General features: G+C 72.3%; 21 protein-coding genes and 1 pseudogene. 10 read left to right on the top strand and 12 right to left on the bottom strand.

Going from position 1 to position 24787, the window contains the following annotated elements; translation table 11 throughout:
* Positions 1-115: 115 nt before the first annotated feature.
* Positions 116-904, bottom strand: coding sequence for an SDR family NAD(P)-dependent oxidoreductase (locus ACWC09_RS09905; protein WP_450850033.1), 789 nt, complete (start codon positions 902-904; stop codon positions 116-118).
* 87 nt (positions 905-991) lie between these two features.
* Here ACWC09_RS09905 and ACWC09_RS09900 point away from each other — a divergent pair, with 87 nt between their 5' ends.
* The 4 genes from ACWC09_RS09900 to ACWC09_RS09885 all read left to right on the top strand — a co-directional run bounded on the left by ACWC09_RS09900 (position 992) and on the right by ACWC09_RS09885 (position 6160).
* The gene (locus tag ACWC09_RS09900) at positions 992-1843 is read left to right on the top strand and encodes a helix-turn-helix transcriptional regulator (protein WP_450850032.1); all 852 of its coding nucleotides are present in this window, start codon (positions 992-994) and stop codon (positions 1841-1843) included.
* A 178-nt stretch (positions 1844-2021) separates the two neighbouring features.
* A complete protein-coding gene (locus ACWC09_RS09895; RefSeq protein ID WP_450850031.1) occupies positions 2022-3248 on the top strand; it encodes a glycosyltransferase in 1227 nt (408 codons plus the stop codon).
* A gap of 92 nt (positions 3249-3340) precedes the next feature.
* Positions 3341-5515 carry an RNA polymerase recycling motor ATPase HelR gene (helR, locus tag ACWC09_RS09890; protein ID WP_450850030.1) on the top strand — a complete coding sequence of 725 codons (2175 nt, stop codon included), beginning with the start codon at positions 3341-3343 and terminating at the stop codon, positions 5513-5515.
* 51 nt (positions 5516-5566) lie between these two features.
* Positions 5567-6160, top strand: a complete 594-nt coding sequence (locus ACWC09_RS09885; RefSeq protein WP_450850029.1) for a GNAT family N-acetyltransferase — start codon at positions 5567-5569, stop codon at positions 6158-6160.
* A 216-nt stretch (positions 6161-6376) separates the two neighbouring features.
* On the opposite strand, the gene ACWC09_RS09880 is transcribed toward ACWC09_RS09885, so the two are convergent.
* From ACWC09_RS09880 to ACWC09_RS09855, 6 genes are all read right to left on the bottom strand, one after another.
* Positions 6377-7093 carry an alpha/beta fold hydrolase gene (locus tag ACWC09_RS09880; RefSeq protein ID WP_450850028.1) on the bottom strand — a complete coding sequence of 239 codons (717 nt, stop codon included), beginning with the start codon at positions 7091-7093 and terminating at the stop codon, positions 6377-6379.
* A 23-nt stretch (positions 7094-7116) separates the two neighbouring features.
* Positions 7117-8088, bottom strand: a complete 972-nt coding sequence (locus ACWC09_RS09875) for an alpha/beta hydrolase (protein ID WP_450850027.1) — start codon at positions 8086-8088, stop codon at positions 7117-7119.
* Between the two features lie 126 nt (positions 8089-8214).
* The gene (locus ACWC09_RS09870; RefSeq protein ID WP_450850026.1) at positions 8215-9081 is read right to left on the bottom strand and encodes a helix-turn-helix domain-containing protein; all 867 of its coding nucleotides are present in this window, start codon (positions 9079-9081) and stop codon (positions 8215-8217) included.
* A 108-nt stretch (positions 9082-9189) separates the two neighbouring features.
* A complete protein-coding gene (locus ACWC09_RS09865) occupies positions 9190-10962 on the bottom strand; it encodes a BTAD domain-containing putative transcriptional regulator (RefSeq protein WP_450850025.1) in 1773 nt (590 codons plus the stop codon).
* Between the two features lie 26 nt (positions 10963-10988).
* A complete protein-coding gene (locus ACWC09_RS09860) occupies positions 10989-13826 on the bottom strand; it encodes a BTAD domain-containing putative transcriptional regulator (RefSeq protein WP_450850024.1) in 2838 nt (945 codons plus the stop codon).
* Between the two features lie 95 nt (positions 13827-13921).
* Positions 13922-14569 (bottom strand): TetR family transcriptional regulator, encoded by a 648-nt coding sequence (locus ACWC09_RS09855; RefSeq protein WP_450850023.1) that lies wholly within the window; start codon positions 14567-14569, stop codon positions 13922-13924.
* A 57-nt stretch (positions 14570-14626) separates the two neighbouring features.
* Here ACWC09_RS09855 and ACWC09_RS09850 point away from each other — a divergent pair, with 57 nt between their 5' ends.
* The 3 genes from ACWC09_RS09850 to ACWC09_RS09840 all read left to right on the top strand — a co-directional run bounded on the left by ACWC09_RS09850 (position 14627) and on the right by ACWC09_RS09840 (position 18193).
* Positions 14627-15313 (top strand): class II aldolase/adducin family protein, encoded by a 687-nt coding sequence (locus ACWC09_RS09850; RefSeq protein ID WP_450850022.1) that lies wholly within the window; start codon positions 14627-14629, stop codon positions 15311-15313.
* Positions 15310-16236 (top strand): carbohydrate kinase family protein, encoded by a 927-nt coding sequence (locus ACWC09_RS09845; protein ID WP_450850021.1) that lies wholly within the window; start codon positions 15310-15312, stop codon positions 16234-16236. Before ACWC09_RS09850 ends, ACWC09_RS09845 begins: the two co-directional genes overlap by 4 nt.
* Before the next feature lie 403 nt (positions 16237-16639).
* Complete coding sequence (locus ACWC09_RS09840; protein WP_450850117.1) at positions 16640-18193, top strand: MFS transporter; 1554 nt, start codon at positions 16640-16642, stop codon at positions 18191-18193.
* Between the two features lie 20 nt (positions 18194-18213).
* On the opposite strand, the gene ACWC09_RS09835 is transcribed toward ACWC09_RS09840, so the two are convergent.
* A complete protein-coding gene (locus tag ACWC09_RS09835) occupies positions 18214-18816 on the bottom strand; it encodes a DinB family protein (RefSeq protein ID WP_450850020.1) in 603 nt (200 codons plus the stop codon).
* A 109-nt stretch (positions 18817-18925) separates the two neighbouring features.
* Between ACWC09_RS09835 and ACWC09_RS09830 the strand changes: the two genes are divergently transcribed.
* Entirely contained in the window at positions 18926-19864 is a 939-nt protein-coding gene (locus ACWC09_RS09830) for an NAD-dependent epimerase/dehydratase family protein (RefSeq protein ID WP_450850116.1), read from the top strand.
* The gene (locus tag ACWC09_RS09825) at positions 19861-20790 is read left to right on the top strand and encodes an RNA polymerase sigma-70 factor (RefSeq protein WP_450850019.1); all 930 of its coding nucleotides are present in this window, start codon (positions 19861-19863) and stop codon (positions 20788-20790) included. The genes ACWC09_RS09830 and ACWC09_RS09825 overlap by 4 nt, the downstream gene beginning before the upstream one ends.
* Positions 20791-20804: 14 nt before the next feature.
* On the opposite strand, the gene ACWC09_RS09820 is transcribed toward ACWC09_RS09825, so the two are convergent.
* The 4 genes and pseudogenes from ACWC09_RS09820 to ACWC09_RS09805 all read right to left on the bottom strand — a co-directional run bounded on the left by ACWC09_RS09820 (position 20805) and on the right by ACWC09_RS09805 (position 23741).
* Entirely contained in the window at positions 20805-21230 is a 426-nt protein-coding gene (locus ACWC09_RS09820) for a VOC family protein (protein ID WP_450850018.1), read from the bottom strand.
* Positions 21231-21271: 41 nt separating this feature from the next.
* Positions 21272-22012, bottom strand: a complete 741-nt coding sequence (locus ACWC09_RS09815) for an SDR family NAD(P)-dependent oxidoreductase (protein WP_450850017.1) — start codon at positions 22010-22012, stop codon at positions 21272-21274.
* Between the two features lie 314 nt (positions 22013-22326).
* A pseudogene (locus ACWC09_RS09810) lies at positions 22327-22674 on the bottom strand (enolase C-terminal domain-like protein); the annotation flags it as partial.
* Positions 22602-23741, bottom strand: coding sequence for a M20/M25/M40 family metallo-hydrolase (locus ACWC09_RS09805; protein WP_450850115.1), 1140 nt, complete (start codon positions 23739-23741; stop codon positions 22602-22604). The gene ACWC09_RS09805 and the pseudogene ACWC09_RS09810, both read right to left, overlap by 73 nt.
* A 96-nt stretch (positions 23742-23837) precedes the next feature.
* On the opposite strand from ACWC09_RS09805, the gene ACWC09_RS09800 reads away from it, so the two are divergent.
* Positions 23838-24743 carry a LysR family transcriptional regulator gene (locus ACWC09_RS09800; RefSeq protein ID WP_450850016.1) on the top strand — a complete coding sequence of 302 codons (906 nt, stop codon included), beginning with the start codon at positions 23838-23840 and terminating at the stop codon, positions 24741-24743.
* Positions 24744-24787 lie beyond the last annotated feature (44 nt).

Here is a 24787-nt window from a genome sequence, read left to right as displayed (position 1 = left end):
TCGTGGAGCCCCGTATGCCCGGATCCCTCGCCCACCGGCTGTGGCTCGGCCGCGCCCGCTCGACCGCTGTGGATCCGTCGCAGGAGGACGTGTGCGTATCCGTCCTGGGAGGACCTCAGGCCCGTAGCCCACCGTCGACCTGCAGCACCGCCCCGGTGACGAACGACGCCCGGTCGCTCAGCAGCCATGCCGCCGCCTCCGCGATCTCCGCCGGGTCGGCGGCGCGGCGCAGCGGGGTCTGGGTGGCCGACTGGGCGATGATCCCGGGGGATTTGGCGTCCCACTCCCGCATCATCTCGGTCAGGGTGGTCCCGGGCGTGATCGCGTTGACGCGGATGTTCTCCGGGCCGTACGTCACCGCGGCCGACCCGGTGAGGCTGTTGAGCGCGCGCTTCGCCGCGCCGTACGCCGGCAGGTGGGGATTGGCCATCAGGCTGCCGACGCTGGAGTTGTTGACGATCGCCCCACGCCCGGCGGTGGCGCGGATGGCGGCGATCTCGGCGTTCATCGCCAGCCACGGCCCCTTGAGGTTCACGGCGAGGATGCGGTCGAACTCGGTCTCCGGCATCTTGTCCATCGGCCCCGGCTCCTGTCCTGTCGCCCCGTTGTTGAAGGCCACGTCGAGCCGGCCGTACAGCTCCACGGTCCGGTCGACCGCGGCTCGGACGCTCGCCGCGTCGGCCAGGTCGCACAGCACGTACTCCGCGGTGCCCCCGGCCGCCCGGATCTCCTCCGTCACCGTCTTGAGCTGGGCCTCCGTACGGGCCGCGAGCACCACTCGCGCCCCTTCACGGGCGAACAGCCGCGCCGCGGCGGCGCCGATACCGCGACCGGCACCGGTGACGAAGGCGACCTTGCCGGAGAGGAGACCAAGAGAGGTGGGGGTGTTCTGTGTGTTGTCCATGCCGTCGAGCCTGGGGCGGCCCGCACTCCGCATCCAGGCATCGCCGGTACCTGGCTACGCCCCTCCGCGCCCGCGCACACTGGACCCGTGGACCGACAAGAGCTGGCCGACTTCCTGCGCAGCCGACGTGAGCGCATCACCCCCGCCGACGTGGGGCTTCCCTCCGGACCGCGGCGCCGGACCCCGGGGCTGCGGCGCGAGGAGGTGGCGCAGCTGGCGTACATGTCGACGGAGTACTACGCCCGCCTGGAACAGGCCCGTGCCCCCCGTCCCTCCCGCGAGGTGCTCGCCCAACTCGCTCGCGCCCTGCGCCTGTCGGACGCCGAACGCGGCCATCTGCACGACCTCGCCGGCACCCCGCAGGGACCCCCGGCCGGACCCTCGCGTGAGGTGCGGCAGAGCCTTGTCGACCTGCTGCACCGGCTGCCGCAGGCCGCCGCGATCGTGCTCTCGGCCGGCTATGAGGTTCTCGCCTGGAACGACCTGGCCGCCGCCCTCATGGAGGACTTCTCAGCCCTGCCCCGCCGCGACCGCAACCTCGCCCGCCGGGCCTTCCTCGGACCGCGCCCGCAGGGCAGGCGGCTCTACGGCGTCTCGGACGCGGACGAGTTCGCCCGTTCCTGTGCCCAGCACCTGCGGGCCACCGCCGCCCGCTACCCCGACGACCGCGAGGTGACCACGCTCATCGACGAACTCCTTGCCGGCAGCGAGGAGTTCACCCGCCTCTGGGCCGCCCACGAGGTCGCTGCCGCGCCCACGCTCTGCAAGACCTTCGACCATCCCCTCGTCGGCCCCGTCACCGTGAACTGCGACGTCCTGGACATCACCGACCGGGACCAGCGGGTCGTCCTCTACACCGCGGACCCGGGCACCCCGTCGGCGGAAGCGCTGCGGCTGCTGGCGGTGATCGGGACACAGAGGATGGACGTACCGTCGTAGAAGAGCAGCCGTGGGAAGGCCGCGGGAAAGGGCTGCCGTAGAAACAGCGAAGGCAAGGGAGGTTGCCCTCTCCTTGCCACTACTAACCTATAGCACGCCAGGGGGCTTGCGGCAAGGCCCCCTCGGTGCCGCAGAATCTCCGGCCTGGGCCGGGAACTGCGGAAATGGGGGCGCCGGAATGCGTGTGCTGTTGATGAGCTACGGATCGCGCGGGGACGTCGAGCCGCCGGCGGCGCTCGCGGTGGCGCTGCGGGAGCTCGGCGTCGAGGCGCGGCTGTGCGCACCGCCGGACGAGGAGTACGCCGAGCTGCTGGGCGGTGTCGGCATCGAGCATGTGCCGTTCGGGCCGTCGGTGCGGGCGCTGGTGACCGGGGCGGCGCCCGCGGACGCGTTCCAGCTGGCGCCGGCGCTGGTGGCCGCGCACTTCGACACGGTCCTCCCGGCGGCCGAGGGATGCGACGCGCTGGTGGCGACCGGTCTGATGCCGGCCGGGGCACGGTCGGTGACCGAGAAACTGGGCATCCACTATGTGATCGCCTGCTTCCATACCCTGGGACTGCCGTCGCCGTACCACGGTCCGTCGGCGCGGCCGGGCAAGCCGTCCCCGCCGGGCGTGACCGACAAGAAGGCGCTGTGGGACCTGGACGCCGAGCGCGTGAACGCGCTGTACGGTGAGGCGCTCAACACCCACCGGGCGGCGATCGGCCTGCCCCCGGTGGACAATGTCCGCGACCATGTCCTGGGCAGCCGGGTGTGGCTGGCCGCCGATCCGGTCCTGGGGCCGTGGAAGGACACGACGTTTCTCGAACTCGTGCAGACCGGGGCGTGGATGCTGCCGGACGAGCGCCCGCTGCCGGATGCGCTGTCGGCGTTCCTGGAGGCCGGGGAGCCCCCGGTGTACGTGGGCTTCGGCAGCATGGCCATGCGCGGTGCGCCGGACCTCGCCCGGGTGGCCGTCGAGGCGGTGCGGGCGCAGGGCCGCAGGGTGCTCGTCGGGCGGGGCTGGGCCGAGCTGGGCCCGATCGACGACGGGGACGACTGCTTCGCCGTCGGCGAGGTCAACCACCAGGCGCTGTTCGGCCGGGTGGCCGCCGTCGTGCACCACGGCGGCGCGGGTACGACGACGACCGCCACGCGGGCCGGCGTGCCCCAGGTGGTCGTACCCCAGATCGCGGACCAGCCGAATTGGGCCGCCCGGGTGGCCGAGCTGGGCATCGGTGCCGCCCACGACGGTCCGACCCCGACCGTGCAGTCCCTGTCGACCGCCCTCGGAACGGCCCTGACCCCCGAGATCCACGACCGGGCGAGGACCGTGGCCGGGACCATCCGCCCCGACGGGGCCGCGGTGGCCGCGAAGCTCCTCGTCGAGGAGATCAGCGGGGACCGCCGGCCCGTGTCCGCGTGAACCCCAGGGCCCCTGAACACGAGAGCGCACGAGGCTCGGCACGTCTCGCCGCTCGACACGGTCGTGCGCGACCTCATATCGGAGCTGATGCAGTGAACCCCCTGACCACCAGTGCGTTCGACCTTTCCGACCGTCTGTCCGCCAAGGCCGACCCGGCGCTGATCGCCGGCGACGAACAGCACTTCGCGGCCATCGCGGAGTGCCTGGAGCAGACGATCGCCGAACTCACCGACCGCCTCGACGCCGAGCGCCGGGCGCCCGGCGGCGAGGGTCGGCAGGCGATGGACCGGGACACGGAGATCCACCGGCTGACCTCCCGCCTGCGCACTCTGCGCCGCTTCGGCCTGGACCTGTGCCTCGGGCGCATGGTCGGCGCGGACGACGGCGAGCCCGTGTACGTGGGGCGGCTCGGCCTCACCGACAGCACCGGGCGCCGGCTGCTGGTCGACTGGCGCTCGCCCGCCGCCGAGCCGTTCTTCGGCGCCACCCACGCCAACCCGATGGGGCTGGCGAGCCGCCGCAGGTACCGCTGGACCCGAGGCCGGATCGGCGACTACTGGGACGAGGTGTTCGCCCCGGACGCCTTCGCCGGGCACGCCGCGCTCGACGACCAGTCCGCCTTCATCGCCAGCCTCGGCACCAACCGGTCGGCGCGGATGCGGGACGTCCTCGGCACCATCCAGGCCGACCAGGACGCCATCATCCGCGCAGGGTCGCGCGGCGCCCTCGTGGTCGACGGCGGTCCGGGCACCGGCAAGACCGTCGTCGCCCTGCACCGCTCCGCCTACCTGCTCTACTCCGACCCGCGTCTCGGCCACCGTCGCGGGGGTGTGCTGTTCGTCGGCCCGCACCGGCCCTATCTGGCCTATGTCTCCGACGTGCTGCCCAGCCTCGGCGAGGAGGGCGTGCAGACCTGCACCCTGCGGGACCTCGTCGCGGAGGGTGCCGAGGCGGCGGTCGAGGCCGACCCCGAGGTGGTCCGGCTGAAGTCGTCGGCGGACCTGGTGCGGGCGATCGAGAAGGCCGTCAGGTTCTACGAGGAGCCGCCCACCGAGGAGTTGACGGTCACCACCCACTGGACCGACGTACCGCTGACCGCCGACGACTGGGCCACGGCCTTCGACGCGGCGGAACCCGGCGCCCCGCACAACGAGGCACGCCACCAGGTCTGGGAGGAACTGCTCACCATCCTGGAGGACAAGCACGACGGCGAGGACGTCTCGCCGCAGCTGCTGCGCAGGTCGCTGCTGCGCAACCGGGAGCTGGTCACGGCCTTCGACCGCGCGTGGCCGCTGCTCGAGGCGGCCGATGTGGTCGGAGACCTGTGGTCGGTCCCCGCCTATCTGCGGATGTGTGCTCCCTGGCTGACCCCGGACGAGGTGCGCAGGCTCCAGCGCAAGGAGGCTCCGCAGGCCTGGACCGTGTCCGATCTGCCGATCCTGGACGCGGCACGGCAGCGGCTCGGCGACCCGGAGGCGGCGCGGCGCAGGCGCCGGAACGAGGCCGTGCTCGCCGCCCAGCGCGAGCGCATGGCGCAGGTCGTCGACAACCTGATCGAGGCCGTGTCCACCTCCGGAGCCGACGGTGACGACGGAATCGGCCTGGTGAAGATGTTGCGCGGCGAGGACGCCAAGGTCAGCCTGGTCGACGAGGGCGAACTACCCGTCCCCGAGCCGGACCTGCTCGCGGGCCCGTTCGCGCACGTCGTCGTCGACGAGGCCCAGGAACTGACCGACGCCGAGTGGCAGATGCTGCTGGTGCGCTGCCCGTCCCGGAGCTTCACCGTCGTCGGGGACCGGGCCCAGGCCAGGCACGGCTTCACCGAGTCCTGGGAGGAGCGCCTGGAGCGGATCGGGCTCGACCGGATCACCCTGGCCTCCCTCACCGTCAACTACCGCACTCCGGAAGAGGTCATGGCGGAGGCCGAGCCGGTCATCCGCGCCGCCCTCCCCGACGCCAACGTGCCGACCTCCATCCGCAGCTCCGGCATCCCCGTCGTCCACGGCTCCACGTCCGACCGGGACACGATCCTCGACACCTGGCTCACCACCCACACGGACGGCATCGCCTGCGTCATCGGCGACCCCACCTTCCGCCCGACGTCCCGCGTCCGCTCCCTCACCCCGGAGCTGTCGAAGGGCCTCGAATTCGACCTCGTCGTCCTCGTCGACCCGGACACGTTCGGCGACGGCATCGAGGGAGCGGTCGACCACTATGTGGCGATGACCCGGGCCACCCAGCGACTGGCGGTCCTCACCAGCCCCTGACCGCGGAAATTCCCTGGCCACGCCCGTCCTCGCCGCCTAGCCTGACCGCTCGTGAACGACAACGAACGGGACAGCGCGGCGGCGACGGGCGGTCGGGTGCCCTGCCGACGGGGAAGGGACATCGCCTTCGCCCCACTGGAGGTCGACGACGCCGAGCACCTGCACCGCTGGCGTTCGGACCCGGTCGCCGCGCACGAGATCGGCGTCTGGCCCCGCGCCCTGTCCTGGCTCCGTGAGCGAGTCGAGCGCGACATCGACGACTCGGACCGCGACGACTTCCTCGTCCTGCTGCCCGACGGCACACCGATCGGCTACACCGCCCTCGTCGACCAGGACCTGGCCGACGGCACCGCGGAGGCCGTCCTGCTGCTGGCCCCGGAGCACCGCGGCGCGGGCCACGGCACCAACGCCCTCAACACCCTCGCCGACCTGGCCTTCGGTGAACTGCCCCTGCACCGCCTCCAGGCCGTCACCCACACCGAGAACACCGCGGCCCTGGCGGTCCTGACCAAGTCCGGCTTCGTACAGGAGGGGATACGCCGCTCGGCGTGCCTGCACCGGGGCCGCCGCCAAGACGTCGCGGTGCTGTCGTTGCTCCGCCCCGAATGGGAGGCGCTGGAGCGTCCGAGATCCTGGGATCTGTGAGCTGCTCGGCACCAACACCGCGACCGCCGACCTGTGGCCGCCCGACGCCCGCCCGGCCACCGAGGAGACCCACGACGCCGAGCCCGTCGCGGGTCCCGGTGATCCGGCCCGCACCGTCCGGAGGACGTGGCCGGCCAGGAGCGGGCCGCCCATGCCATGTGCCGCGCGGACGGGCCATGTACAAGCCCTCCGCGCGGCTGTCCCGCTCTCGCGGCGTCAGCTCGTCCCGCGTACCGCGTCCCGGATCAGGTCGGCGACCTCCTTGGGCCGGGAGACGGCGACGGCGTGCGAGGCACCCTCGAGTTCGAGCGTCGTCGACCCCGCCCGCTTCGCGCCGAAGCGCTCCACTTCCGGGTTGATCGCCTCGTCCGCCCCGGCCACCAGCGCCCAGGACGGCTTGGTCTGCCATGCGGCGACCGACGCCGTCTCCGTGAACGCCGAGGTGGACAGCGGGCGTTGGGACAGGGCCAGGACCTTGGTGACCGGTGCGGGCACATCGGCGGCGAAGATGTCCGGGAACGCCTCGGACTGGATGGTGACCTCCACCCCGGGGTCGCCACCGGCCACGGGGTACGTCCACTCCTTGAGGTTGCTCACCAGCGGCGAGAGCGGGAAACGCCCCTGCAACTCGCCGAGGCTCTCGCCTTCTTCGGGGATGTACGCCGCGATGTAGACGAGCCCGACGACGTTCTCCGTGGCACCGGCGACGGTGATGACCGCGCCGCCGTAGGAGTGGCCGACCAGCACGACCGGGCCGTCGATCTGGGCGGCCAGCGAGGCGATGTAGGCGGCGTCGGAGGCGAGGCCGCGCAGCGGGTTGGGCGGTGCGATCACGGGGATGCCGTGGTTGCGCAGCTCCGCGACGACGCCCGCCCAGCTACCTGCGTCCGCGAAGGCGCCGTGCACGAGCAGGGCAGTGGGAGTGGTGCTCATCCGGGGTTCTCCTCGTCGGTGTCTCAGTGGCCGTGCAGTGCGGTGCGCAGGGTGTCGACGGCCTGGGTGATCGCGGCCTCGGCGGCATGTGTCTCGCGCAGGGCGTTGAGCATCACGAAGTCGTGGATGACGGCCTGGTAGCGGACGGCGGTGACGGGGACGCCTGCCTCGCGCAGCTTGTTGGCGTAGGCCTCGCCCTCGTCGCGCAGCACGTCCGCCTCACCCGTGATGATCAGGGCCGGGGGCAGGCCGGCGAGCTGCTCCGTGGTGGCGCGCAGCGGGGACGCGGTGATCTGGGCGCGTTCGGCCTCGTCGGTCGTGTACTGGTCCCAGAACCACTGCATGCCGTCCCGGCGCAGGAAGTAACCGGTGGCGAACTGGTGGTAGGACGCCGTGTCGAAGCTGGCGTCGGTCACCGGGTAGAACAGCACCTGCTGGACCAGCGGGACATCGCCGCGCTCCTTGGCCATCAGGGTCAGGGCAGCGGTCATGTTGCCGCCCACCGAGTCGCCGGCCACCGCGATGCGGCCGGCGTCCAGGCCCTTGGACGCGCCCTGCTCGACGACCCACCGGGCGACGGCGTAGTTCTGCTCGATGGCGACCGGGTAGCGGACCTCGGGGGAGAGGTCGTACTCGGGGAAGACCACGGCCGCGTTCGCACCGACGGCCAGCTCGCGCACCAGGCGGTCGTGGGTGTGGGCGTTGCCGAACACCCAGCCGGCGCCGTGGATGTAGAGGAGCACCGGGAGGGTGCCGGTGGTACCGGCCGGCTTGACGATGCGCGCACGGACGCTGCCCGTGGGGCCGCCCTGCACGGTGATCCACTCCTCGTCGATCGCGGGCTTCTCGATCTCGCCGGACTGCACCTCGTCGACCGCCTTGCGGCCCTCGGCGGGCGGCAGGTCGAAGAGGTACGGCGGGTTGGCGGTGGCCTCGGCGAAGGCCTGGGCGGCGGCTTCGAGTACCGGCTTCACCGGCTCCGGGGTCTCGGACATGCGGTCCTCCTGGGATGTCGCGCGCGATGCGCGGATGCTTCGACCGGCACGCTAGAGCCGTACCGCCGGGGCGAGTTGCCCGCAAGCGCACGACCACTGATCCCTCCGTGCACGGCGACCGCCGTCCTACGAGCCGGGAGAGGAGGTCACGGTGTCGCGCCACTCGCTGGGCGACATGCCGTAGGCGGCCCGGAACACACGGCTGAAGTGCGGGGCGCTGGGAAAACCCCAGCGGCCGGCGACCGCGGCGATGGTCCCGCCGCCGCGGACACGGTGCGTCAGGTCGCGCCGGCACTCCTCGAGGCGGCGGCGCTGGATCCACCGGCCGACCGTGGTGCCCTCGTCCTGGAAGAGCTTGTGCAGATAGCGCACCGAGATGTGATGGGCCGTCGCGATCGTCTCGGGGGAGAGGCCCGGGTCGGCGAGATGCCGGTCGATGTGGCGCAGGATGGGGGCGAGCAGCGGCGATCCCGTGCCCCGCGGGTCCGTGCCTTTCGGGTCCGTGCTGTGCGGGTGGGTACCACCGCCCTCGCCCGACCGCTCGGTCACCAGGGCGGCCAGCAGGTTCACGGTGTGCCGGGTGAGCATCTCGCCGATCGCGGGCGGGGAGGACACGACCGTGTCGGCCAGCTCGGACAGAAAGGGCGACAGGAGACCGCCCAGCCGGGAGGACCGGCCGACCGGCGCCGCCAGCACCCGCCGTACGACATGGTCCTCCAGCCCCAGCGCCTCGTGTGCCAGGAGGAAGACCTTGAGCCGGGCCCGCACGGGCAGGTCCAGCGACGGCGGCCGGTCGGCGTCGTAGAAGCAGATGTCCCCGGGGGTGAGCCGAATGTCCTCGGCCCGCTCCACGGCGGGTGTGCCGCCCCGCACACCGACGAAGAGGTACTCGCCGTCGGCCCGGGCGGAGAGTCGGAAGGTCTGCGGCCGGGCCGGCCGTTTGCCGGGCAACCGCGCCGGAGCCGTTTCGGTGACGACGACATCCAGGCACATGCACACCCTCCGAACTGGATCGAACAGAACCGCTCACGTCTCGGAGAGTAGGTGGGGAAGTGTGCAAGAAAAGTGACAGTGAAGTGAGGGTGGGGCTCTGACCTGCTGCTATGTCGCCGGGAGTGCCGTGGTGAACGCCCGCAGCAGGTGGTGCGCGGTGTAGTGCCCTGGCGCGGTCTCGGTGATCAGGTGGGCGTCGGCGAGTTCGTCGAGGAGTGGACGGGCTCTGCGGACGGGCAGTCCGGCGAGCGCTGCTCCCACCTCGGCCGTGAGGGTGGGGCCGTCGTGCAGGGGCAGCAGGGACAGAAGCCGGGCGCACTCGGCCGACAGGCGCCGGTACGAGCAGGCGAACGCGATGCGTACGTCGACCAGGGCGTCCAAGGTGCCCCGGGACCGGCGCAGTTCGGCGGCGAAGGCGGTGAGCGGGCGGTCGGGGCGCGCTGCGATCCGGGCGGCCACCTCCGCCAGGGCCAGCGGCAGCCGACCGCAGTGCGCGACGATCTCGTCCAGGGCGGCCGATTCCGCCCGGTCCACGCGCCGCGCCAGCAGGGCGGACGCGTCCTCGGCGGACGGCAGGTCCAGACGCAGCGGGCGGACACCCGCGGTGACCAGGCCGGACAGACCGCGCCGACTGGTGACCAGGGTCAGACAGCCGGGCGAGGCGGGCAGCAACGGCCGTACCTGCTCGGTGTCGAGGGCGTCGTCGAGCAGCACGAGCATCCGCCGCCCCGACAGCACGCTGCGGTACAGGCCCACGAGGGCGTCGGTGCCACTCGGCAGGCGCCGCTCGGGCACGCCCAGCGCGGTGAGCATGCTGCGCAGAGCCGCCTCGGGGTTCAGTGGCTCGGCGAGCGGGGTGAACCCGTGCAGTTCCACGTGGAGTTGACCGTCCGGGTACCGGTCCGCGACCTCGTGCGCCCAGCGCACGGCCAGCGCGGTCTTGCCGATGCCGGGCATGCCGGAGAACAGCACGGCGGCGTCCGAGTGCGCGCGCAGGCTGTCGAGTTCGGCGTCACGTCCGGTGAACACCGGGAGAGCGGGCGGGAGCCGGACGGGCCGTGCCCGGTGCTGCGTCCGCTTCCCGCGACCCGCCGCGGAATCCGCCGGGTGCAGGTCCTGGCGAAGGACACGCGTGTGAGCCGTGGACAGCTCGGTGCCGGGTGCGACGCCCACCTCCCGTGCCAGCAGCAGTCGTACGGACTCGAAGGCGGCCAGCGCCTCGGCCTGTCGGCCCGTGGCGGCGAGCGCCATGACAAGCCTGGCGTGCAGTGGCTCGTTCAGGGGGTCGAGTGCGATCGCGCGGCGCAGCGCGGGCAGGACCTCTTCCGTGCGGGCGCACAGCAGCGCCGTGTCGGCGGCCATCACCGTCGTACGGACGATCTCGCGCTCGACCTCGGCGAACACGGCGTGCCCCCGCACGGCCGACGGAACCCCCGCCGCCACCGGGCCCCGCCATTCGCCCAGTGCACCGGTGAAGTGCCGCAGCGCCACCTCCGGCCGCCCGGTGGCGACCGCCCGTTTGGCCCGCCGGGCGAGGCCGCGGAACCTCAGCAGGTCGACCTCGTCCTCCTCGGCCGCCAGCAGATACCCGTCGGCACCGCGCGGCAGCCGCCGGCCGGGGGCCCGGGGCGGGAGGCCGGGTTCGAGGAGCCGGCGCAGCGAACCGACGTAGCGGCGTACCACGTTGAGCGCGCTGGCGGGCGGTCGGTCGGGCCAGAGCACGTCGACGATCTCGCCCGCCGGCACCGGACGTCCCGCTCGCACCAGAAGCAGGCCGAGCAGGGCGCGTTGCTGGGGAAACCCGAGCTCCAGCTCGGCCTGCCCGCGCGTCACCCGCAGGGGTCCCAGCACCTCGAACCGCGTCAACTCGTCGATGTCCACGTGCGATTGCTCTCTCAGGTGCTCTCTCAGGCGAGATCGCGGCTGTTGGTCCGACCGGACAGCCGCTCCCGGACCTGCTCGGCGTCGGGATGGCCGAGCGCGGTGAGCAGGGTGAGCGCCCGGCGCCAGGCCGCGTCCGCCTCGTCCACGGCGCCCGTCGCCAGGTGGGTGTCGCCGATGTGGACGAGGGTGCAGGCCTCCAGGTAGGGCACGCCCAACTCGCGGTACAGAGCAAGGGCGTTGTGGTAGCCGAGCAGGGCGTGCGGATGGCGGTGCAGACCGTGGTGGGCGTAGGCGATGCTGTCCCAGGTGGAGGCCTGGCCGTAGCGGTCGCCCAGCTCCTGGAGCATCGCGAGGGCCTCGAAGCAGTGGCTCAGGGCCTGCCGGTACTGGCCGAGCAGCGCGTGGTACCAGCCGACCGAGTTGAGGACGCTGGCCTGCGCGGCCGGCCCGCCCTCCGCGCGGAACAGCTCCAGGGCCCGCTGGTTGTGCCGGAGGGCGCCGGGCAGGTCGCCCTGCCGGCCGCACTCCCAGCCGAGGCTGCGATGCGTCTGGGCCTGTCCGCCGCGGTCGCCCAGCTCGGTGAAGAGGTCAAGGGCCCGGCGCAGGCGCGGACGGGACCGCTCGTGCAGACCGAGCCGGCTCTCGGCCCGCGCCAGCCCGAGCAGCCCGCGCGCCTCCCAGACGGGATCGGACAGCCGTGACGCCGCCGCGAGCGCGGTGCGTTGGGCGGCCAGTCCGTCGTGCCAGTGCCCCCGTCGGTCGAAGAACGGCTCCAGGGACCACGCCAGCAGACACACCAGCCGGTCCCGCTCGGAGCGGGCGGCACCCTCGAGCACGGCCAGCAGGACCGGGTACTCACCGGCCAGCCAGTCCAGCGCGTCCCGGTCGCCGCCGAGCACCTCCACGACGGCTCCGGCCGGAGCCGGCCCCGGCGACAGGGGATCGGCGTGCGGGGCGAGGATGCGCTCGGCGGCGTGGGCGGTGTGCAGGTAGTAGGCGTAGAGCCGGTCCAGGGCGGCGTCACGCTCGTCACGCTGGGCCGGGCCGGACTTCGCTTCGACCGTGCTGCCCTCTGTCGTGTGCTCGGCCGCCACAAGTTCCGCGGCATGCGCGCGCAGCAGGTCGTGCAGGGCATACCGGCCGGGTATGTGCTCGTTCGCGAGGTGGACGGCCGCCAGTTCGGCCAGCAGGCGGTGTGTCTCTCGTACCGGAAGGCCCGCCAGGGCCGCCGCGGCCGGTGCGGTGATGTCCGGGCCGGGGTGCAGGCCGAGGAGTCGGAAGAGGCGGGCCGCGCCGGGTGACACGGCTGCCAGCGACCACGAGAACACCGCGCCGACGTTCGCGGCCGTGTCGGTCCGGCTGAACGCGTCCAGGCTGCCGTGCGCCGCCCGCAGCTCGGCCGCGACCGCCGACAGCGGGAAGTGCGGGTGGGCCGCGGCGCGGGCGGCGACACAGGCCAGGGCGAGCGGCAGCCCGGCGCACAGCTCGGTGATCTCGTCCACCGCCCGGGACTCGCCCAGCAGCCGCGCGGCTCCCAGCCGACGGGCCAGGAACGCCCTGGCCTGTCCGGCGTCCAGAGGGCGCAACGTCAGCGTGTGCGCGCCGTGCGCCGCGACCAGGCCGGGCAGTCGGCGGCGACTGGTGACGATGGTCAGACAGCCCGGTGTGCCCGGCAACAGCGGCCGTACCTGGTCGCTGTCACGCGCGTTGTCCAGCAGGACCAGCATCCGGCGCCCGGCCAACATCCCCCGGTACAGGGCGGCTTGGGCCTCCACCCCGTGCGGCACCCGCTCGGGTGGCACCCCCAGCGCGTCGAGGAAGAGCCGCACCGCCTCACCCGCGCCCATCACCGCGCCGGACGGGTCGAAACCCCGGAGATTGACGTAGAGCTGCCCGTCGGGGAACCGGTCGGCGACCCGGTGCGCCCAGTGCACGGCCAGGGTCGTCTTGCCGATGCCGGCCATGCCGTCGATGGCGGTGACGACGGAGGTTCCTGAGGGTTCTTCCAACTGGCCCAGTATGTCGTCCAGCTCGGACTGCCTGCCGATGAACATCGGCAGGTCGTGGGGCAGTTGGGCGGGCACCGGAAGGACCGGCGCCGGTTCCTGGAGGACCCTGCGACGGGCGTCGTGGAGTTCGGCCCCCGGGTCGATGCCCAGCTCGTCGGCGAGCCGGGCGGAGGTGGCCCGATGGACGCCGAGCGCCTCGGACCGGCGCCCCAAGGCCCCCAGGGCGAGGATCAGCCGGGCCAGCAGGGGCTCGTCCAGCGGGTTGTCGGCCGCGGCCTCCCGCAGCAGGGGCAGCACCGCCTCCGGCGCACCGGCGTCGAGCGCGGCGTCGGCGACCTCCCGCACGGCCCCGAGCCGTTCCCGCTCCACCGCACCGAACCCGGCCCGCTCGCGCACCTGCGCGGGGAGCCCGGCGGCGACCGGCCCCTGCCACAGGTCCAGCGCCTCGGTGAGGAGTTCGACAGCCCGCGCGGGCTCGACCCGGCCGGCCTCGTCCCGCAGCCGACGGAACCGCAGCAGGTCCAGCGAGCCCGCGTCGGCGGTCCACCGGTACCCGCCCGCGTCCCGGGCCAGCCACCGCCCGGCGGCCCGCACGGGAAGCCCGGGCTCCAAGAGGCGCCGCAGCGCACCGACATGACGGCGAACCACGTTCACCGCACTGTGCGGCGGATGCGGACCCCACAGCACACCCACGATCTCGCTCACGGCGACAGGCTGTCCGGCCCGCACCAACAGCAGTGCCAGCAGGGCCCGTTCCCGAGGCCCGCCGAGCAGGACATCCGTCCCCGCCCGCCGCACCCGGACCGGCCCCAGCACCGAGAACTCCACCGACTCCACCGGCTCCGACGGCACCTGGCCCCCTCTGGTCTTCCACCCCGCCCTGACTTTACGTGACCGTGGGGGTTACCAGGTGCTACAGCTCGACCGGCGGACGGCCCGGGTACCCGTCAGGGTCGATAGCGCGCCGTGACCGCCGCGAGGTACGAGCGCAGCATCACCTTCGCCTCCTCCAGCAGCGCCGCGTCCCCCTGCGCCGCCCGACGGAAGGCCTCCTGGGCGAGCGCGTCGGCGGCGAGGACCGCGGCGTGGCAGACGCGGCCGAGCTCCTCGTCGTCACGGGCCATGTCCAGCGCGAGAAGGATGCGGCGGACACCGTCGGCCATCCGGCGCTTGTGCTCGCGGTCCGCGGCCCGGGTCCGCTCGGTCAGGCCGCTGCCGAACCACAGGGCGCGGAAGCCGTGCTCGGTCCGGTAGATCGCGGCGTACGCGTCGACCAGCAGGCCGACCGGGTCCTCCCACCGCTCGGCCGCCGCGGCCGCGACGAAGCCGTCCATCGCGGCCTCCAGCTTGGCGAAGTACCCGGCCGCCAGAGCGTCGATGATCGCGTCCCGGTCGGGCAGGTACTGGTACAGCGAGCCGACCGAGACACGCGCGGCCGCGGCCACCCGGGTCGTCGTCAGCGCCTCGACCCCGTCCCTGATCAGAATGTACTCGGCCGTCTCCAGCACCCGCGCCAACCGGGCCTTGCTGCGCGCCTGTTGAGGAGTACGGCGCAGGGGAGCGGCCCCGCCGAACTCCGAGGTCGGCTCTCCCACGGAAAACCTCCGAACCTGAACGTGACTTTGATTCAGGTTTAGGTTACGGTCGCGCCCATGACCGACTCAAGCTCGGCACTGGAGCCGGAGCGGGCCGCCGTGGCGGAAGCCTGTCGCAGGCTGGGGGCCGAGGGGCTGCTCATCGGCACGGCGGGGAACGTCAGCGTGCGCGTCGAGGACCGGGTGGCGATCACCGCGACCGGCGCCGTCCTCGCCCGGCTCACCCCGGACCAGGTCACAGTGGTCGACCTGGACGGCAAGGTCGTGGCCGGCATGCTGGAGCCGACCTCGGAGCTGGACCTGCACCTCGGCGTCTACCGCCGCTACGGTACCGGCGCGGTTGTCCACACCCACGCCCCCATGGCCACCGCGCTCTCCCTCGTCCTCGACGAACTGCCCTGCATCCACTACCAGTTGCTCACCCTGGGCGGCAGCGTCCGGGTCGCCCCGTACGCCACCTTCGGCACCCCGGAGCTGGCCGAGTCGGTCCTCACCGCGCTCGACGGCCGCAGCGCCGCCCTGCTGGCCAACCACGGTGCGGTCACCCACGCGACGACCCTCGACAAGGCCGTCGAGCACGCCCTGCTGCTGGAGTGGGCGTGCGGTGTCTACCGGCACGCGGCCGCGCTCGGGCAGCCCCGCGTCCTCGACGAACAGCAGCAGCTCGCGGTCATCGAGGCCGCGATCGCCCGCAACTACGGCACCACCCACCCCGTACCACCCGCGCAGGAGGGCAAGCGATGAAGGTCGTCACGATGGGCGTGCACGTGCTGGACGTGCTGGTACGGCCGGTGGAGGAGATACCCGAGGGACAGGGCGCGACCCTCGTCGAGGACATCCGTATGACCGCCGCCGGTACGGCCGCCGGCACCGCGCTCACCCTCGCCAAGCTCGGCGCCGAGGTCCGCACCGCGGGTGCGATCGGCACCGACCCGACCGGCGATCTGCTCATCCAGCTCCTCGACAAGGCGGGAATCGACACGGAGTTCCTGGTCCGCCGTATCGACACCTCGACCTCCGCGAGCGTGCTGCCCATCCGCCCCAACGGCGACCGGCCCTCGCTCCACCTCCTCGGTGCCAACATCACCTACGGCCTCGACGACGTCCCCTGGGACGCGCTCGCCGACGCCACCCATCTGCACCTGGGCGGACCGGAGTTGATCGGCGCGGAGGTGGCGGCGCGCATCCTGTCGTACGCGAAGGACCACGACGTGGTGACGTCCGTCGACCTTCTCGCGCCCGGTGAGCTCGGCACCTTCGACCAGATCGAACCGCTGCTCCCGTACGTCGACTACCTCCTCCCCAACGACGACCAGGTCCTCGGCTTCAGCGAGGAGGAGGACCTGGTGACCGGCGCGAAGAAGCTCCTGGCCGCCGGTGCGGGCCTGGTCGCCGTGACCCGGGGCGGCGACGGCGCCCTGCTGGTCACCGCCGAGGGCACCGAGTCCGTCCCGGCCTTCGAGGTCGAGGTCGTCGACACCACGGGCTGCGGCGACGCGTTCTCGGCCGGCTTCCTGCGCGGAGTGAGCCTGGGCCGCACCCCGCGAGAGTCCGCCATGCTCGGCGGCGCCGCCGCGGCACTGGTGGCCCAGGGCCTCGGCAGCGACCACGGCGACTTCGATCTCCCCGCGGCCGACGAGTTCTCGATGACCCGGAAGACCCGCTGACGGGGACCCGGACGTCACGCCGGGCTCCCCGCTCTTCGAGGCGTTCGTCCGCGAGGTCGCGACGGAGATGACGGTCAAGGCGGGCCAGAAGTGCACCGCCATCCGCTGTGTCCTCGTCCCGCGCGAGCAGGAGGCCGCCGCGCTCGACGCGATGACCCAGACCACCGGTCACGGCTCGCCCCTGCCCGCGCTCCGGCACGGTGGCCCAGGCCGGGCGGGCGGCGGCTCCGAGATGGCGGGCGTCCGAGGCGTCGTAGACCTGATGCAGCGCACCGCCCTCCAGGCGTCGTCCCGTCTGCTCGACGCGCTCCAGCACGGGTCCGGCCAATCGAGTGGTGACGCCCACAGCACGGGCGTACGGTCGAACAGTGGACGCCCTCGTTCACCGAGAGCACGACGCACCATGAGCAGCAGCCCGCAACCGACCTCCGCAGCGCAGGCCACCACCGGTGCATCCGGCGGCGGAGGAAACGGCATGGCGTTGCTGGTCATCGCGTCCTGCCAGCTGATGGTGGTTCTCGACATCACCATCGTGAACATCGCGCTGCCGCACATCCAGAGCGCGCTGGACTTCTCCACCACCAGCCTGTCCTGGGTGGTCAACGCGTACACGTTGACGTTCGGCGGGCTGCTGCTGCTGGGCGGCAGGACCGGGGACATCCTCGGCAGGCGGCGGATGTTCGTCTTCGGGGTGCTGCTGTTCGCGCTCGCCTCCCTGCTCGGCGGGCTGGCCCAGAACTCCGGTGAACTCCTCGCCGCACGCGCCCTGCAGGGCGTCGGCGGGGCCATCGCCTCCCCGACGGCACTCGCTCTGATCAGCACGACCTTCCGCGAGGGCCCGGAACGGAACCGGGCCTTCGGGGTCTTCGCCGGGGTCTCGGCGGGCGGCGGCGCCATCGGGCTGCTCGCGGGCGGGGTGATCGTCGAGTGGCTGAACTGGCGCTGGGTGCTCTTCGTCAACGTCCCGATCGGAGTGCTCATCGCCCTCGCCGCACCCCGCTGGATCAAGGAGTCCGAACGCCACCCGGGCCACTTCGACCTCCTCGGCGCCCTGACCTCCACCGTGGGCATGGTGCTGCTGGTGTACGGGTTCATCAGAGCGGCACAGGAGGGCTGGCGGGACGCGCTCACGCTGGCTTCGTTCGGTGCGGCCGTCGTCTTCCTCACGGCGTTCATCCTGATCGAGCGGCGCTCCAGTCAGCCGATCACACCGCTGCACATGTTCGCCGACCGCAACCGTGCCGGCACCTACGGCATGATGCTGAGCCTGGCCGCCGCGATCTTCGGCATGTTCTTCTTCCTCACGCTCTTCGTGCAGAACGTGCTGGGCTTCAGCCCACTGGCAACCGGGTTCGCCTTCCTGCCGGTCAGCGCGGTCATCGCCGTCGGTGCCGGCCTGGCCTCGCGCTTCCTGCCCACCTTCGGACCCAAGCCCTTCCTGGTGGTGGGCGCGGTCCTCGCGGCGAGCGGCCTGGCCTGGCTGACCCAGACCGATGTCCACTCCACCTATGCGGGCAGCATCCTCGGCCCGATCCTCGTCTTCAGCCTGGGCATGGGCATGGAGTTCGTCTCGCTCACCCTCATGGCGCTCTCCAACGTCCCCGTCCGGGAGACCGGCGCGGCCTCCGGACTCCTCAACGCCACCCAGCAGGTGGGCGGTTCGCTCGGCCTGTCCATCCTGGTCACGACGTTCGGCACGGCCAGCACCAACGAGGCCCACACCCAGATCCCGCGCTTCCTCGCCCAGGCCACCCCGGCCGAGCGGCTGCGCTTCCGGCACACCGGGCAGCTGCCGCGACCCTGGTCCGACGAGGTCCTCACGTCCGGGATCTCCGCCGCCTTCGTGGTGGCGGCGATCTTCGCCGTGGTCGCCGCGCTGATCGCCGTGGTCTGCATCCAGGTCCGCCCGTCCGACCTGGAACGCCTCCAGGGCGGCACGGGGCCCGGAGAGGCCTGAGCGGTCTCTCAGCGGATGGCTCAGCGGTCGGCGGCCTCCCGCGCCGCGCGCTCCAGCCGGCGTCGGTGCTCCTCCCACCCGGCCCGGTCCTCCGACGGCAGATTGTTCTTGTCCCTGAGATAACCGACGCTTCCGTCGATGAGCTCTCGGACGATGTCGGCATGCCCGGCGTGCCGCTGGGTGTCGGTGATCACGCGCACCAGGATGTGGTGCAGCGTCACCTCCCGTCGCTCCTCGGGCCACCACGGGACGTGACCGGTCGCGTCGAGCGGCAGCGCGGCGATCGTGGTGTCGGAGTGCTCCCACGCCTTGCGGTACAGCCCGACGATCTCTTCACGTGACTCGTCCGCGGTGGCCCACATGTCCGCGTGGGGATCCGCGCTGTCCTCCGTGTACCACCAGGGCGGGGGATCCTCGTCGAAGAACGGCCGCCCGAATGTGTCGCCGAAGTACCCAAGCTCCACACTGGCGACATGTTTGACCAGCCCCAACAGGTTCGTGCCCGTGGGGGTGAGCGGGCGGCGGACGTCGTACTCCGAGACTCCGTCGAGCTTCCACAGCAGGGCGTCCCGCCCTTCCTGCAGATAGCGCTGGAGATCCGCTTTCGGATTCGGTTCGACCATGCGACGAAGTCTCGCACCCGGCACTGACAACGCCGTCGCCTCCCATGTCACAGACGCGGGGGTCTGTCTCGTCTCCAGGGTGAGAACGAGTTCCTGGATCAGGAAGGTGATGGTTGTGCGGGTGTTCGTGGCGGGCGGTTCCGGGGTCCTCGGGCAGCGGCTGATACCGCGGCTCGTGGCCAGGGGCCACCAGGTGACGGCTACGACGACGAGTGCGGCCAAGCTGGGTCTGCTGCAGCGGCTGGGCGCGGCCGGGGCCGTGATGGACGGGCTGGACGCCGTCTCGGTCGGCGAGGCGGTCGCGCAGGCCCGGCCGGACGCGATCGTGCACCAGATGACCGCGATCTCCCCGGTACACGCGGGCAAGCCCGATCTGAAGCATCCGGACCGCTGGTTCGCCCGGACCAACCGGCTGCGCACCGAGGGCACGGACCACCTGCTGGCCGCCGCCGAGGCGACCGCCGTCTCCCATGTCGTCGCGCAGGGCCACGCCAGCTGGAACGGCGTCCGCAGGGGCGGCTGGGTGAAGACCGAGGAGGACCCGCTGGACCTCCTGGAGGGGACGCTCGCGCAGGTGGGGATGGAGGCGATACGGCACGTCGAGGAGACGGTCCTGAAGGCCGGGGGCGCGGTGCTGCGCTACGGCGCCTTCTACGGGCCCGGCGCCATCGACGACCAGGTGGTGCTCGTACGGAAGCGGCAGTACCCGCTGGTGGGCAGCGCCGCCGGTTACAGCTCCTGGATCCACATCGACGACGCGGCGAGCGCCACCGTGCTGGCCGTGGAGCAGAAGGCGCGGGGAGTCTTCAACATCGTCGACGACGAACCGGCGCCGGCGAACGACTGGCTGCCGTATCTCGCCGAGTGCGCGGGCGCCAAGCGGCCGATGCGGGTGCCCAAGTGGCTGGCCCGGCTGCTGGCCGGCGACCAGGCGGTGATCAGCATGACCGAGGGGCGCGGCTTCTCCAACGCCAAGGCGAAGCGGGAACTCGGCTGGGAACTGCGCCACCCGTCCTGGCGGCAGGGTTTCAAGGAGGAGCTGGCGTGACCCGCACCGAGGAGTTCGAGGAGCTACGTCCGCTGCTGTTCGCGATCGCCTACCGCATCCTCGCCAGTGTGAGCGAGGCGGAGGACGCGCTGCAGGAGGCCTGGCTGCGCTGGGAGACCACGCCGACCCGGCCCGACTCGGCCAAGGCCTACCTCTCGGCCGTGGTCACCCGGATCTCGGTCGACGTCCTGCGCTCGGCCCGGGTACGGCGGGAGGAGTACGTCGGCCCGTGGTTCCCCGAGCCGCTGCTGACCGACCCCTACGAGGACCCGGAGCGGGCCGCCGAACTGTCCGACTCGCTCTCGATGGCGGCCCTGCTGCTGCTCGAACGGCTGACCCCGCTGGAGCGCGCGGTGTTCGTGCTGCGGGAGGTCTTCGGGTTCGGCTTCCAGGACATCGCGACGGCCGTGGGCCGCTCGGAAGCGGCGTGCCGCCAGCTCGCCGTGCGGGCACGCCGGCACATGGACGAGGGGCGGCCCCGCTTCGAGGCCGACCGCAGGGAGCGCGAGGAGCTCGCCGGGAGGTTCTTCGACGCCTTCAGGGAAGGGGACGTCGACGGGGTGCGTGAACTCCTCGCCGCGGACGTCCACATGGTCGGCGACGGAGGCGGCAAGGCACCGCAGATCCCCGGCGCCGTCGTCGGCCCCGACAAGGTGGCCCGGGTGCTCGCCGAGTTCGCCGCGATGCTCGGCAAGGTCGGCGTCGTACTGGAGCCGCACGAGGTGAACGGCCAGCCTGGTGGGGTCTTCCGCGACCGGGACGGCAAGGTCGTCAGCGCCTGGGTGCTCGACATCCTCGACGGGCAGGTCCAGACGATCCGCTCGGTGCTCAACCCCGACAAGCTCGGCCACATGGGCCCGGTGGCGGACGCCTGGGCGCTCAGACGGGAGGCGAACGCGCTGCGCAGGCCCGGACCGAAGGGCTGAGCCGACCCCGGTGGTCAGGAGACGGACGTCCCGCCCCACTCCTCCGGGGCGACGTCCGCGAGCGTCTCCGAGAACGTCCACTGGTGACCGGCGAGGTCCTCCGCCGTGTACTGCCGTTCGCCGTACTCGAAGTCGGTCGGCTCCATGAGGATGCGGGCGCCGTGCTCCCGGGCCCGCTCGCAGTGGGCCCGGGCGTCCTCGACCCGCACCGTCACCGAGTGCGTGACCTCGCCCGGGCGCGGCGGACACCGGTCCTTGCGTACGTCCCCGACGATCACCGCCCCGTCGCCGAAAGCGAGTTGGGCGCGGTGGTCCTCACCGATCCGCACCCGTTCGACGAACCCGAAGGCCGCGCCCAGCCAGTCGACCGCCGCGCGCACGTCGGGGTAGATCAGGACGGAGATGACTGTCGCGTCGGGGATGGAGCGGTTCGGCTTCATGAATGACTCCTGACGGTCCTGGGACAGATGTTCCCGTACGCTCAGCCCCCGCGCACCGCGTCCGATATGGACTTCACGCCGCCGTGCGCGGTCAGCCCTCCATCCACGGGGATCTCCGCGCCGGTGATGAACGACGACTCGTCCGACAGCAGGAACACCACCAGCGGCACGATGTCCTCGACTCTCCCGCTGCGCCCGAGCGGAGTCTCCCGGAGGGTCGACTCGATGAAGGCGGGCGAGGCCGCGGCCGTCATCTCGGTCTCGATGTAGCCGGGATGGACCGTGTTCACCCGGATGCCGCGCGGACCCAGCTCCATGGCCGCGATCTTCGACACCCCGCGCAGGGCCCACTTGCTGGCCGTGTACGCCACCGGGTAGTAGCCGGTGAGTGCCGCCGACGAGCCGACGTTGACGATCGACGAGCCGGGCGGCATCAGCGGAGTGAGGAACTGGATGCCCAGCAGCGGCCCGGTGGTGTTCACCGCCTGGACCTGCGCGAAGTCCTCCGGCCGCACCTCGCCCAGACGCTCGCGGCGGATGACGCCCGCGTTGTTGACCAGGCCGTGGATCTCTCCGTACGACTTCTTCAACTCGGCGGCCAACTCCGCCCAGTCGCTCTCACTGCTGACGTCGAGGCGTCGTACGTCGCCCTCGGCCCGCACATCGGTGGCGACCACCTGGGCACCCGCCCGCGCCAACGCCTCCGCCTCGGCCGCCCCTTGGCCGCCGGCCGCGCCGGTGACGACGACGACCTTCCCGGCCAGACGCTGTGTTCCGTTCATGCCGGTCAACATAGCGCCGCCGTCTGAACTCCTTCCTCAACCACACCGCCATCTCCCTGAACTGCGCCTTTCGAGCCGGTTCGAAGGCCGTTGATCCCCGCGCGGCCGACCGCGCACGCTGAACACGTCCACTCGCCGACCTACGGCGGGCCACGAACGGGCCGGACCCGCGCGGAGATCCTCGGTCAGGTCGCCGGCGACGGCCGTACGACCACGGAGCCCGCCCCCAGCACCGGACGCCGACCCTGCTCGGGTCCGCACCCCTGGAAGGACGGCACAGGTCGGTGGCGTGACTCAGTCGGTGGCGTGCTGTCTCACCAGCGCGGCAGCTTGAGCTCGTACTCCGGATGGATGCGCTGCATACGGCCGGTGTCGTCGCGGCTTCGCACCCCCGACTCCACATACAGCCGGTGCAGCCGGTCGAGCGCCTCGTGGTCCAACTCGACGCCCAGACCTGGCCCGTTCGGGACCGCGACCTCGCCGTCCCGGAACTCCAGCACGCCCGGACGGATCACGTCGTCGGCCGAGTTCCACGGGTAGTGCGTGTCGCAGGAGTGGTCGAGGTTGGGGATGGCCGCCGCGACATGGGTCATGGCGGCGAGGCTGATGCCCAGGTGCGAGTTGGAGTGCATGGACAGGGCCGGCCCGAACGCCTCACGTCGACCATGGAGTAGCCGCCCTTGGCGAGATGCTCGGCGATGACCTCGCCGACCCGGCTCACGTCCGTGCCCGCCACGTGACGGAGCTGGAGCACCGCACGGGCTCGCCCCGGGATCGCGTTGACCGGACGGTCGATGTCGGCCGCGCCCAGCGACAGCACCTCCAGCGTGTTCCAGGCGTACAGTCGCTCGGCCGCCGTCAGCGAGGTGTCTCCCCAGCCCTCGTCGGGCGCCGGGTCCCCGGGGCTGTTCGCGACCGTGAGACCGGCCACCGACTCCCGTATCGCATCCGGGAGTTGGGGCGGCAGCAGCCGCGGCACCCTGATCCGGCCGTGCCCGTCGACCAGGCTCGCGACGGCGCCCGCCAGCGTGGTCGCCGGATTGCGCAGGACACCGCCCCAGTTGCCCGAGTGGTACGCGTCCGGGCGCAGATCGACGTCGAGCCGGATCTGCACGCCACCGCGCGCCCCGAGGAACAGCGTCGGCGTCGCCGCGTCGACGCGCGGCCCGTCCGAGGCGATCAGCACGTCGGCCCGCAGCTCCTCCCGGTGCGCCGCCGCGAACTCGGCGAGCCCCGGAGAACCGATCTCCTCACCGGTCTCGAAGAGGAACGTCAGGTTGAAACCGAGCCGGCCCTGCTCGGCCAGGAGCAGCCGCAGGGCCGCGAGATTGACCAGGTGCTGGCCCTTGTTGTCGGCCGCGCCGCGTCCGTACCAGCGCTCGCCGTCGGCCGTGAGCGTCCACGGGTCCCGGCCCTCGCTCCACCGGCCGGCCTGCCCCTCCACCACGTCCGCGTGCCCGTAACAGAGCAGGGTCGGCAGCGAGGGCGACTCCACCCGCCTGCCGACCAGGAAGGGTCCACCCCGCGGGTTCTCGTTCTCGTACGTCCGCACACTGCACCCGAGACCGACCAGTGCCGGCGCCAGCACCTCGGCGAGGTATGCCCTGACGGCAACGCGTGACTCCGGGCGCGCACTCTCGCTCGGGTAGCCGACCATGGAGCTCAGCTCTGTGAAGAAGGCACCCGAGTCGACGATTTCCTCGGCCTTCCGGACCAGTTGCGCAGGCATCATGCCGATGCAGCGTAGGGCGGATTCGGGTCGTCGACCATTGCCGTTTGTAGCGCCCCGCGTTCTAATTTCGGCACACCACGACCAGGGGGCCGCATGCAGCTCGTGCCGGTGCACCTCACGTACTTCCTGGAGGTCGCGCGGACCGGATCGGTCAGCGAGGCCGCTGTCACGCTGAACGTCGCCCCGTCGGCGATCAGCCGGCAGATCGCCAAGCTGGAGGCGGGGATCGGGGTGCCGCTGTTCGTCCGGCATCCGCGCGGGATGACCGTGACCGAGGCGGGTTCCCGGCTGCTCGCCCATGCCCGCCGCAGCGAGGCCGAGTCGGCGGCGCTGGTCGACGAACTGCGCACCGGGCGCGGCGCCGACGTCCGCAGTGTGACCGTCGCCTGCTCGGAGGGGTTCGGCCGGCGGGTGGTGCCGGGCGTGATGGCCGAGTTCCGGCGCGCGCATCCGGATGTCGTCTTCCGCCTCGACATCGTGGACCGCCAGGAGGCGACCCGGCGGGTGGCGGAGGGGATCGCCGACGTCGCCGCCACCTACGCCATGGGTCCGCAGCACGATGTGCGGGTGGAGTGCACCGTCGTCATCCCGGTGGCCGCGATCGTGCCGGCCGGCCATGAGCTGGCCGACCGGGACCGGATCACCCTGGCCGAGCTGTGCGCGCATCCGCTCGCGCTCGGCTCGGCCGGCACCAGCCAGCGTGAACTCTTCGACATCGGAGTCCAGTTGGAGGGCCTCACGGTCCGTCCCGCGCTGGTCTGTGACGCGCTCGCCCCACAGTACGAGTTCGTACGATCGGGCGGTGGCATCGCCCTCGTCGGCGATCTCGGCGATCTGGAGGAGGGCGCGTGCACGGAGGGCGTCGCCCACGTCCGGATCGACCACCCGGTCTTCAGGCAGCGCGAGGCCCAGGTCCAGACGATGCTCGGCCGCCGACTGCCGTGGGCGGCCTCGCAGTTCACGGAGTCGCTGGTGTCACGGCTGGACCGGCGCACCTGAGCTTCACGCGGGCGAGGGCCGGCGAGCCGCCGTTGTCACGGCTC

The organism is Streptomyces sp. NPDC001617 (assembly GCF_053596855.1).
Note: the sequence above shows the minus strand (reverse complement) of the source record. Positions and strands in the feature narration are given on the sequence as shown.